Consider the following 8,539-nt stretch of genomic DNA (forward strand, 5'->3'; position numbering starts at 1 on the left):
AGATTAGAAAAATAAGTGCCGGGAGAGCCAGTCCCCGTGCTCAACGCGTCCTGCAAGGGTTAACCGAATGATGCCCTGAAGGGGCCTCTTTTTCCGCGCAGGGTCGCGGAAAAAGCCTAGTTCCTTGTTCTTCGTTCTTCGTTAACCCCATTTGTCAGGAACCACGAGCCAGGAACGACGAACCAAGAACCAGGAACTAAGAACGCCCAAGGTTTATGATTCATGCACAATTACCAGAAATGTTCCATCAGAGATTTCCCTGCAAAAAGTCAGGAAATGAGGCGACTCGGCAAAAAGCATCTTCATAACTCTTTGTTTTTACTGACTTCTGCCCCCTGCCTGCCCGGTTAAACAAATCCGAAGGATTTCCTGCAAAGCAGGGTTTAACTGGGCCTGCCCCGTGAAACAGCCCGCAGGGCTCCCTGTCGAAGACAGGGGTTTCACTGGGGTCTCCTGACTCCTGCGACTGCAAAAAAGGGTTTTTGCAGCCGAATCTTCAAAGATGGGAGCGATGCGCCTGCCACAGGGCCTGTTCAGTACTTACTTTAGCAATTCATGATTGCTGGTAACCCTATGAAAAAATCATCTCAAGCGAGTGCCGGGTCCCGGACCGCCCGGGTGGTGCGCTTACAGAAATCACTTGACAAGCCATTCCCCTTCTCTTTATGAGCAAATTATCTACTCATAACGGAGCATAAATGGCTGACCTCTTTGCCGGACTTATTTCATCCAAAACCCGCGTCAAACTTCTGGTACGCTTTTTCTTCAACCCGGGAACCAGGTCCTACCTGCGCGAACTGGCCAGGGAGTTCAACGTCTCCACCAATGCCGTGCGCGAAGAACTCAATCAGCTCACTGAGACCAGGCTTCTCTCCACTGAAAAAAACGGGCGCAGCGTCTTCTACCAGGCCAATACAGACCATCCTCTTTTCCCGGAACTTAAGTCCATGGTGACCAAGGTCATGGGCCTGGATCAGGTCATGGACAGTATTATAAACAGGCTGGGCGATCTGGAAAAGGCATACCTCATTGACGACTATGCCCAGGGCAGGGACACCGGCATAATAGATCTGATCCTGGTTGGGAATATTGACCAGTATCACTTAAACGATCTGACCAGAAAAACTGAACGCTATATCAAAAGAAAAATCAGGCCTCTGGTCTTGACCAGGGAGGAGTTTGAAGATTTCACACCCAGGCTCAAAGATAAGCCGCATCTGCTGGTATATGAGCGGGACGGGGTTCCTGGTTCGTAGTTCCACGTTCTTCGTTAACCAAGAACCAGGAGCTTTTGAACAATCCTTCCCAGGCTGTGCCTCTTGACAAAGACCTGGCCCTGCCAGAACATGTAAAGCGGGTCGATGTAGTAGCTATGGGGCGTTGCCGCATCATCACACCTGCCGATGAAGCATGGGACAGCTGGCTTGACCGCCCCGGAGTGACCCAGGACTTTATTAACCAACCCAGTCAGCCGCCTTGTGCATGAGCGTGAGGTGCTTATGACAGACAGATCACGAGACATGCAAGAATCTGAGGCCCCATTGTTTGAGAAGGAGGGAATATGACGAAAACAGCTTTGGAGATGACCAGGCAAGAGTGGACTGCTTATTTGTCAGGTGTTGCAAAATATAAGATACTTGATCCGGTATCAGTACAGAAACGGAGAAAGGAGGCTATGCGGCTTGCAAACCATGCTGCAGAGCTTTTACGCAAGGAGTATTCCGCAAAAAAAGTTATTCTATTTGGCACATTGGCCATGGATACCGGTTTTTCCGAACATTCAGATATAGATCTGGCTGCGTATGGAATACCTGATGCTTTATTTTATCGCGCGGCAGCCAGAGTTTCAGGTCTTAGCCCGGAATTTACAGTCGATCTGGTGGATCCGGATTCATGCCGACCATCTGTCAGGGAATCGATCCTGACCAGGGGTATTGAGTTGTGACTTCTGAACTTGCAAGGCTCGCTGAACGAATCCGCCTGGAAATGAATGACTTGGAGATAATTGTTGATCGCGCCGTAACCGGAGTCATCCGTGCAAAACAATACCAGGATGACATATACCTTGATGGCGTTGCTCTAAATCTTCACGCTTTCTACACTGGCATAGAACGCCTTTTCGAAATAATTGCTGCTCATGTGGATGGACAGCTCCCACAAGGGGCAAATTGGCACAAGGTTTTGCTGATACAGATGGGCCGAGAAGTTCCTGGTCTTCGTCCTGCCGTCATCTCAGATGAGATTCATGTATTTCTGGACGAGTACCGAGGTTTCAGACATGTTGTCCGGAATATTTATACATACAAATTTGATCCTCTTAGAATTGACATTCTTGTTCGCAATGCAAAACAACTTTTTGAGCAATTGAAACGAGAAATGCTGGCTTTTGCAGATTTTCTGGACTTTCTGGCCAACCAAACACCCTCAAGGAGCAGGTGATAAGGCCAGGTAAATCTTAAACTTCCTGATGGCTTTGATTATGCTGAAGATGCTTAGACAGACAGCACATCTGTGAACAAGAATTCAATAGTCTTTTTGAACTGGCAGGGAAGACAAAAGCCAAGATTGGTGGATTTATCAAAGATTCAGACTTTTCCACCGGTTTTTGAGAACCACAAAGATAGACCGATTTGAGAGCCAAGATCGTATGGCATCCAATTCTTTGACTTGAAGTTGAAAACCTTGATTTCCCTCACCAGGAAACGCTGTTGAGGTCTAATAAGTGACTTGACAGTAGCATGTCGTACCCTAAAATGAATGGACAAGAAGTATTCGCGAGCAGTGTCTGTAAGCACCATATCAATATATGCCAAATAGTACGCAAATTTGGCCCGAAATCGCCCTATCAGTATATGGGATATAGTAAGCAAAAATTTTCCACAATTCGAGCGATTTTTGGGTGTTACTATGCTATTCCCAAAGGGTTGTAACGATATAATCTTCCTAATGTCTGCTCATAAAAACAGTTTTTATATTGACTGAGTTACAAAATTATCTATTTATTACAATAACTTATATATAAAAAAAGCAGTAGCGCCATCAACATCAAAGTTTTAATCATGCTTAAGAATTAATTTAGTAAAGGTTATCACTATTGAAAAAACTGCGTACTACTTCTTGTGTACAGATAGATAAGAATTGCTACTGCTTTGGTGTACTCATGAGGATGCCACTTGAAAATATAAGTTAACAGCTAACACTTTGATATTTATAGATAAAAACGATATATATTCGCATTAATTATTGCATGGCGAATATTTTTGACCTTGTTTTTAACTTATAAAATGGCTCTGAAAAACGCCTGGAAAAGTCTGAATATGGTTTGAATTTTAAGGGAATAACAGAGACAGACAAAATATGGATTACTTTTTATTCCATATCGGGTACTGGTAAATATAGGTAGCTGAACGTTTATCTATGGAAAAAGGCGGGTGACTGCAGGGATTGGGGAATTGAGGGATTGAGGGATTGAGGAATTGAGGGATTGGGGAATTGAGGAATTGGGTAATTGAGGAATTGGGGAATTGAGGGATTGAGGGATTGAGGAATTGAGGGATTGAGGAATTGAGGAATTGAGGAATTGGGGAATTGGGGAATTGGGGAAGAAGGCATGGAGCATGGGGAAGAGGGCATGGAGCCCCGGTGAAACCCCTGTCTACGACAGGGAGCCCTTTAGGCTGTTTCACGGGGCAGGCATTGAGCATGGAGCCCCAGTGAAACTCCTGTCCGCGACAGGGAGCCCTTCGGGCTGTTTCACGGGGTAAACATGGGGAAGAGGGCATGGGGATTTGAGCATTGAGCATTGAGTCATGAGCTTGAGGTAGGGGGAAGAATGGGGAGGTGTATGGGAGGGGTGGATGAGTGAAGATAATAAAAAGATGAATCTGGACGGATATGAGAGTGAGATTCTGGAGGCATATGAGCAGGGCCGGCTCAGCCCTTCGTATTCCCAAACCGATTTCCAGGCAATCATGGGAAGAACCTGTACACTTCACGTCGATGTAGACAACGAACAAATTCCATCTCATCACCGGAAATTAAAACACCCATCCTGTATTCATGTACCCGTATTCTATAATATCCGCTGGATCCTGATATCTTTTTAATTTGAGCTAGTTCAGCAAGGCTGGTTGCTTCCTCAGCCATGAGAATATGCTCTTTTACCTTCTGGAGTGTTTCTTTATCCTTTATCTTCTTAAGGTCGCGGTGGAAGCTGGCTCTGAAGGCAACCTTCATTGACTTTGCTCCAAAGTCCTGAATATTTCTTCACGACTTACTTTTTCAGTTTCTTTTCCTTCTTTAATCGCCTCGGAGAGGGCGAGATCCTCAAACACGTCCGTGATTATTTCCTCAAACAATTGCCTGTTTTCATGCAAGGTCTCAGCCAGAGATTCCTTGAATATCCGTTTAATAGTTTTATGATCGGTTTCTATTGGGCTCATTTTCTCCTCCTTTACGGTTATCGAGTATAAGGGTCTACCTCAAGTTGTTTCCCCCAGGATCCCGAAGTGTAGGAGTAGCCATTCAATAATGGCGAACTGGCGGTTAAGGTTTCTTTGTTTCTTGGGTTATGGCCCGCGTTAGTTTACATGGTTTTATTTCAGGCACAGGCATCACTTGCCGGGGTGACAACAGGCACCTGGATAATTTCTGAGGGAGTCAGGCTTTCCCTGTTGCGCATCATGAAACCGATTTTTTCTGCCCACTTGCCGGGAATGTACTGCTCTCCACATTGACGGCATTGATTCATGGGAATGTCTTTAAAGACTATAAAACCGCCATCGGGGCAGGCCATTTTAACAGCACCCAGGGTCTTCAGGACTTCTCCACCGCATTCAAAACATTTCATAATCAGCATCTCCTTTGGTATGGGTCATGCCAGTCCTCAGGATCAGGTTCATAGACCGTGATGATCCATAAGATACCATCCTGATATCCGCACACGATGTGTATATATATTTGATCTCTCGGGAATTACTGCTGACCAGAAAAGAGTATCCTCTAGGATCATCAGGGTAATGTTCAATAATTTTTCCGTTGAGAATGCCCTCTTTCAAATCAAGAGGGTCGATTCCCCGTTCAGCAGCTCTTTCTGCAGCATGTTTTCTGAACTGGTAATTTCCTGAATCTACCAGCCTTGCAATCAGGTTATCGTCCATTTTCGTTGTCATGTCCGGTTAGCTGCTAAGTTGGAGACTGAGCCCGAGTTCTGATTTTGACCTTGTTTGTTCAATACATTGTAATCCTGGCGGGCAAGCCTGGCAAGCTGAACCTGCAAAAAGTCAGTTTTTTTGCTTCTTTTATAATGTTGTCCCGCCCTGGCGGGACAGAGCGTGGGAACTAATAAAGAGGCCCCTTCGGGGCAAAGAGACTGCCCCCCCCGGTTGAATGGAAGAGATTCAACTGGGCAGGCGGAACACATGGAATACACGCAATGCAAGGAATTTGGGTTGCTAATAAATGCTTTTAAGAACTTCTGTGTCTTTCCGGCCTGCCCCGTGTATTCTCCTTTAATACACTGGGGTGTTCCGCCTGCCCCATGAAATGCACGAAGTGCCGGCTCTGCCGATTTCATAGGGGTAGCTCAGCCTTGTGGTGGTACTGGGGTGGGCGAAACTTCTCCTAAGAAGGTAGATCGCCGGCCTGCCTCGGATTGTGGTCCAGGGTGGCCGGGTTTCTGGCTCTTAGAGGGTTCTTGTTTTCAACCCCATATTGCCTTATTATCATAAGTAATCAATGATTATGGTGGTTTTGGTCTTGTTTTTTTTACATACTGTTTTAGTGGGATAACTTTTTTGAAATCGAGGACAGGGATGGCAAAGCGCTAGAGATATGGACAAGAAAGAAAGAAGACTTTATGAAAAAAAATGAATATCCACAAAAAACCAGCATTTCTCAAGCAGATTCTTTGGAAGCTGTCTCAGAATTCTGGGATACCCATAGCCTGGCCGAATACTGGAATGAAACCAGTGAAGTGCATTTGGAGGTCAGGGCAGAACAAAGGCGGCGTATCACTCTGGACCCGGATATATACAGCCAGGTTGAATCTCAGGCCCGTTCCCGGGGATTATTGCCTCAAACACTGGTAAATATATGGGTAGCTGAACGTTTATCCATGGAAAAAGACGGGTGACGGGGATGAGGCATGAGGAATTGGGGGATTGAGGAATTGGGGAATTGAGGAATTGGGGGATTGAGGAATTGGGGAATTGAGGGATTGAGGAATTGAGAAAACTCAGGCCAGGTGGTAACGATAAAATAATCAAACAGTTGAGTCGCTGCTGTGTAACTGGTCTCTGAGCCATCTTTTCAGGGATTCAAGCACAAGCACAATATCTCCAAGATGGTCAGTGCATATTGTCCGGATTTCTTCATCGGAAACGTCATGGTAAAAATGCACCATGCGATTTCTGTAACCAGCCATGATCCGGAAAAGTTGAGCCTGGCTCTCAGGTATGACTTGTTCTTTGGCCAGGGCTGGTCCGATTTCTTTGTATTCTTCAACTGCCCGGCCGAATTTCTTGGCCAGAATATGTCTGCCCAGATCAAGCAGGGCTTCCAGGGCACGGCGAAGACATGACTCACAGGCCAGGACGTTCCGGGAATCCGCAAAAAAAACATTCCGGTTCTCAATGGGAAGCTCCCTGATCTTCGCCAGCATGGTTTCGACCCATTGCACCCTGTCAGCAACAACACGCTTAGAAATATCGCCCTTTGTCATGCGTCTTCTCCAAAAAGCATGCGCAGCCTCTCCCGATGAAAGGGCATCAGATCTCCGGCCCTTCTAAGGACATAAAGATCGTATTCATCAGCCTGATATTCATCCGCTGCATAAAGTCTTTCTCCCTGGATGACTCTTGACGCCAGAAAAGGGGGTGCTTCCGGCAGAATAACCAGGTCAACCCGGCTGACCTGAAAAAAATCTTCCAGCCTGATGCAAAGCTCAACCTTCTCTCTTGGAGATGGATAAAAACCGGGTATGGGCAGCACCCCGATATCCAGGTCTGACTGGGTGGCACGCATTTCCTGGATTTCCTGCCTCAGCCAGGAAAGGGTCTCCTTTGCCCTGCTGCCGAAAGCATACACAATGGATATGGAGAATTGCCGGCAGATGGCGGCCAGATGTTCTTCGCGGGACCCTGCATTATGTTCATTTGATGAAGACATGAGTTGTTTCCACATTATTATATGCGTTTCGACTTTCTGCAGTCGTATCTTAATACAAAGTTATTTATTGCTTGAGAGTTCGTATCTGTTTAGCGCTTTTAAGGAAAGCAGGGGACAGGCACTCCGGGACCCACTTGAGCATCATTTTGTGCTAAAAATATCTCATTTTTTGGGACAAGTGGGTCCCGGAAGAGCCTGTCCCCATGCCACATGCAAAGCGCTAAACAGATACGAGAGTTCAAAGTTTGTTCCATACATTGTAATCCTGGCGGGCAAGCCTGGCAAGCTGAACCTGCAAAAAGTCAGTTTTTTGCTTCTTTCATAAGTGACAAGTGACAGACAAAATCTGCAATTTTGAGTGGTCTGGTAATCCGGAACTTACCTCACTGTGTAAAGAAATCGGCAATATGCTGGGGAGCATGATCAATAACCTTTCCAGGGTAAACATCCACTCCACTTTGGCCCGGTTGTATACGCCCATTTCCCTCGCTTCGCAACTGTGGGGTTTCGGCCAGGATGTTGATCTTTTCGGCAAAGGCCTCCAAGTCGCCCAAAGGGCAGAGATAGCCTTATTGAACATGATTGATGAATTCCTTTACACTTCGCGTCAAACGGGAAATGTAAACATCATCTTTACATATCGCGTCAAGCGCGAAGTGTAAAATAAAGGGCCTTGGTTTTACACTTCCGGCAAAGCGCGGAGTGTAGGGCGTAGTCCGGAAAAAGATTAATCAGTTTGTTGTCCAGGCTGAATAAGGCCCTGGCCTTTCTGGCCTTTCTATCCCTGAGAATCCCCGGAGGTGCAGGCTGATCGTCTGAAGGCCAGGTAGACCTGCATGGATCTGTCCAGGAGGTTATGGTAGACTGAAATATCCTCAGGGTACCGGGTCATGCCCCTTCTGGTCAGCAGAAAGTTGTTGATCCTTATGATAAAGATATCATCCCTGGGCCGGACATGGATGAGTTCCACCCAGATGTTCCGGGCATGTTTTAAAGCCTGCTCCTTGAGCTGGAGCATGGCCAGGCGGCAGTCCCGGTCAAATCTTTCCAGGAGCTTCTCCCGGTCATCAGGCCCCTTGTAGACACTGAACACCCTGTCAAAATCCGGGTCCCCGGACTTGTAGCTTCCCAGGGTTTTGCGCAGGTTGTCGTTGATCCACAAGGGCATGCATTTTTTCAGCTCCGGGGAGTGCACATAAAAGCTGATTTCCTTGTCCAGGATGTGCAGAAAGGCCTGCCCGTCCTGGACAGGAAGCTCCAGGGCGGTCATGCTGCCCAGGGCGCGCGGCATTTGCGTTACCCTGCCGTTTACTGGACCGGCAAGCTGCTGGTAGATGTGCGAGGTTGTTTCGTACAGCCTGCGGTTGCTGCG

At 46.8% G+C, this 8,539-nt stretch carries 13 protein-coding genes; 6 read left to right on the forward strand and 7 right to left on the reverse strand.

Going from position 1 to position 8,539, the window contains the following annotated elements; translation table 11 throughout:
• Positions 1-698: 698 nt before the first annotated feature.
• The 4 genes from QZP87_RS03985 to QZP87_RS04000 all read left to right on the forward strand — a co-directional run bounded on the left by QZP87_RS03985 (position 699) and on the right by QZP87_RS04000 (position 2,439).
• Positions 699-1,256, forward strand: a complete 558-nt coding sequence (locus tag QZP87_RS03985) for a winged helix-turn-helix domain-containing protein (RefSeq protein ID WP_291321625.1) — start codon at positions 699-701, stop codon at positions 1,254-1,256.
• A 56-nt stretch (positions 1,257-1,312) separates the two neighbouring features.
• Entirely contained in the window at positions 1,313-1,486 is a 174-nt protein-coding gene (locus tag QZP87_RS03990; RefSeq protein WP_291321637.1) for a hypothetical protein, read from the forward strand.
• A gap of 75 nt (positions 1,487-1,561) precedes the next feature.
• The gene (locus QZP87_RS03995; protein ID WP_291321626.1) at positions 1,562-1,945 is read left to right on the forward strand and encodes a nucleotidyltransferase domain-containing protein; all 384 of its coding nucleotides are present in this window, start codon (positions 1,562-1,564) and stop codon (positions 1,943-1,945) included.
• Complete coding sequence (locus tag QZP87_RS04000; RefSeq protein WP_291321627.1) at positions 1,942-2,439, forward strand: hypothetical protein; 498 nt, start codon at positions 1,942-1,944, stop codon at positions 2,437-2,439. Before QZP87_RS03995 ends, QZP87_RS04000 begins: the two co-directional genes overlap by 4 nt.
• Positions 2,440-3,969: 1,530 nt before the next feature.
• On the opposite strand, the gene QZP87_RS15495 is transcribed toward QZP87_RS04000, so the two are convergent.
• The 4 genes from QZP87_RS15495 to QZP87_RS04020 all read right to left on the reverse strand — a co-directional run bounded on the left by QZP87_RS15495 (position 3,970) and on the right by QZP87_RS04020 (position 5,171).
• Positions 3,970-4,236: a type II toxin-antitoxin system RelE/ParE family toxin gene (locus QZP87_RS15495; protein ID WP_363330984.1), complete on the reverse strand. Its 267-nt coding sequence runs from the start codon at positions 4,234-4,236 to the stop codon at positions 3,970-3,972.
• Positions 4,233-4,442 (reverse strand): hypothetical protein, encoded by a 210-nt coding sequence (locus QZP87_RS04010; protein ID WP_291321629.1) that lies wholly within the window; start codon positions 4,440-4,442, stop codon positions 4,233-4,235. The genes QZP87_RS15495 and QZP87_RS04010 overlap by 4 nt, the downstream gene beginning before the upstream one ends.
• Before the next feature lie 158 nt (positions 4,443-4,600).
• Positions 4,601-4,849 carry a YgiT-type zinc finger protein gene (locus tag QZP87_RS04015; protein ID WP_291321630.1) on the reverse strand — a complete coding sequence of 83 codons (249 nt, stop codon included), beginning with the start codon at positions 4,847-4,849 and terminating at the stop codon, positions 4,601-4,603.
• Entirely contained in the window at positions 4,836-5,171 is a 336-nt protein-coding gene (locus QZP87_RS04020; protein ID WP_291321631.1) for a DUF4258 domain-containing protein, read from the reverse strand. Before QZP87_RS04020 ends, QZP87_RS04015 begins: the two co-directional genes overlap by 14 nt.
• A gap of 686 nt (positions 5,172-5,857) precedes the next feature.
• Between QZP87_RS04020 and QZP87_RS04025 the strand changes: the two genes are divergently transcribed.
• On the forward strand, positions 5,858-6,133 hold the full coding sequence (locus tag QZP87_RS04025; protein ID WP_291321632.1) for a CopG family antitoxin: 276 nt from the start codon (positions 5,858-5,860) through the stop codon (positions 6,131-6,133).
• Positions 6,134-6,262: 129 nt separating this feature from the next.
• Here QZP87_RS04025 and QZP87_RS04030 read toward each other — a convergent pair whose 3' ends face one another.
• Both QZP87_RS04030 and QZP87_RS04035 read right to left on the reverse strand, forming a co-directional pair.
• Positions 6,263-6,721, reverse strand: coding sequence for a HepT-like ribonuclease domain-containing protein (locus QZP87_RS04030; RefSeq protein ID WP_291321633.1), 459 nt, complete (start codon positions 6,719-6,721; stop codon positions 6,263-6,265).
• Positions 6,718-7,167 carry a nucleotidyltransferase domain-containing protein gene (locus QZP87_RS04035; RefSeq protein ID WP_291321634.1) on the reverse strand — a complete coding sequence of 150 codons (450 nt, stop codon included), beginning with the start codon at positions 7,165-7,167 and terminating at the stop codon, positions 6,718-6,720. Before QZP87_RS04035 ends, QZP87_RS04030 begins: the two co-directional genes overlap by 4 nt.
• A gap of 419 nt (positions 7,168-7,586) precedes the next feature.
• On the opposite strand from QZP87_RS04035, the gene QZP87_RS04040 reads away from it, so the two are divergent.
• Positions 7,587-7,829, forward strand: coding sequence for a hypothetical protein (locus QZP87_RS04040; protein WP_291321635.1), 243 nt, complete (start codon positions 7,587-7,589; stop codon positions 7,827-7,829).
• A 116-nt stretch (positions 7,830-7,945) separates the two neighbouring features.
• Here QZP87_RS04040 and QZP87_RS04045 read toward each other — a convergent pair.
• On the reverse strand, positions 7,946-8,539 hold a 594-nt coding region (locus QZP87_RS04045; RefSeq protein WP_291321636.1), incomplete at its 5' end, for a hypothetical protein.

Origin of the sequence: Desulfonatronospira sp., from assembly GCA_003563255.1 — a bacterium.
In the GTDB taxonomy this organism is placed as follows: domain Bacteria; phylum Desulfobacterota; class Desulfovibrionia; order Desulfovibrionales; family Desulfonatronovibrionaceae; genus Desulfonatronospira.

What these genes read in the sequence shown, in the direction of transcription:
- QZP87_RS03985 (WP_291321625.1), top strand. Translation starts at nt 699, where the DNA reads ATGGCTGACCTCTTTGCCGGACTTATTTCATCCAAAACCCGCGTCAAA.
- QZP87_RS04010 (WP_291321629.1), bottom strand. Translation starts at nt 4,442, where the DNA reads ATGAGCCCAATAGAAACCGATCATAAAACTATTAAACGGATATTCAAG.
- QZP87_RS04025 (WP_291321632.1), top strand. Translation starts at nt 5,858, where the DNA reads ATGAAAAAAAATGAATATCCACAAAAAACCAGCATTTCTCAAGCAGAT.
- QZP87_RS04035 (WP_291321634.1), bottom strand. Translation starts at nt 7,167, where the DNA reads ATGTCTTCATCAAATGAACATAATGCAGGGTCCCGCGAAGAACATCTG.
- QZP87_RS15495 (WP_363330984.1), bottom strand. Translation starts at nt 4,236, where the DNA reads ATGAAGGTTGCCTTCAGAGCCAGCTTCCACCGCGACCTTAAGAAGATA.
- QZP87_RS04015 (WP_291321630.1), bottom strand. Translation starts at nt 4,849, where the DNA reads ATGAAATGTTTTGAATGCGGTGGAGAAGTCCTGAAGACCCTGGGTGCT.
- QZP87_RS04030 (WP_291321633.1), bottom strand. Translation starts at nt 6,721, where the DNA reads ATGACAAAGGGCGATATTTCTAAGCGTGTTGTTGCTGACAGGGTGCAA.
- QZP87_RS04040 (WP_291321635.1), top strand. Translation starts at nt 7,587, where the DNA reads ATGATCAATAACCTTTCCAGGGTAAACATCCACTCCACTTTGGCCCGG.
- QZP87_RS03995 (WP_291321626.1), top strand. Translation starts at nt 1,562, where the DNA reads ATGACGAAAACAGCTTTGGAGATGACCAGGCAAGAGTGGACTGCTTAT.
- QZP87_RS04020 (WP_291321631.1), bottom strand. Translation starts at nt 5,171, where the DNA reads ATGACAACGAAAATGGACGATAACCTGATTGCAAGGCTGGTAGATTCA.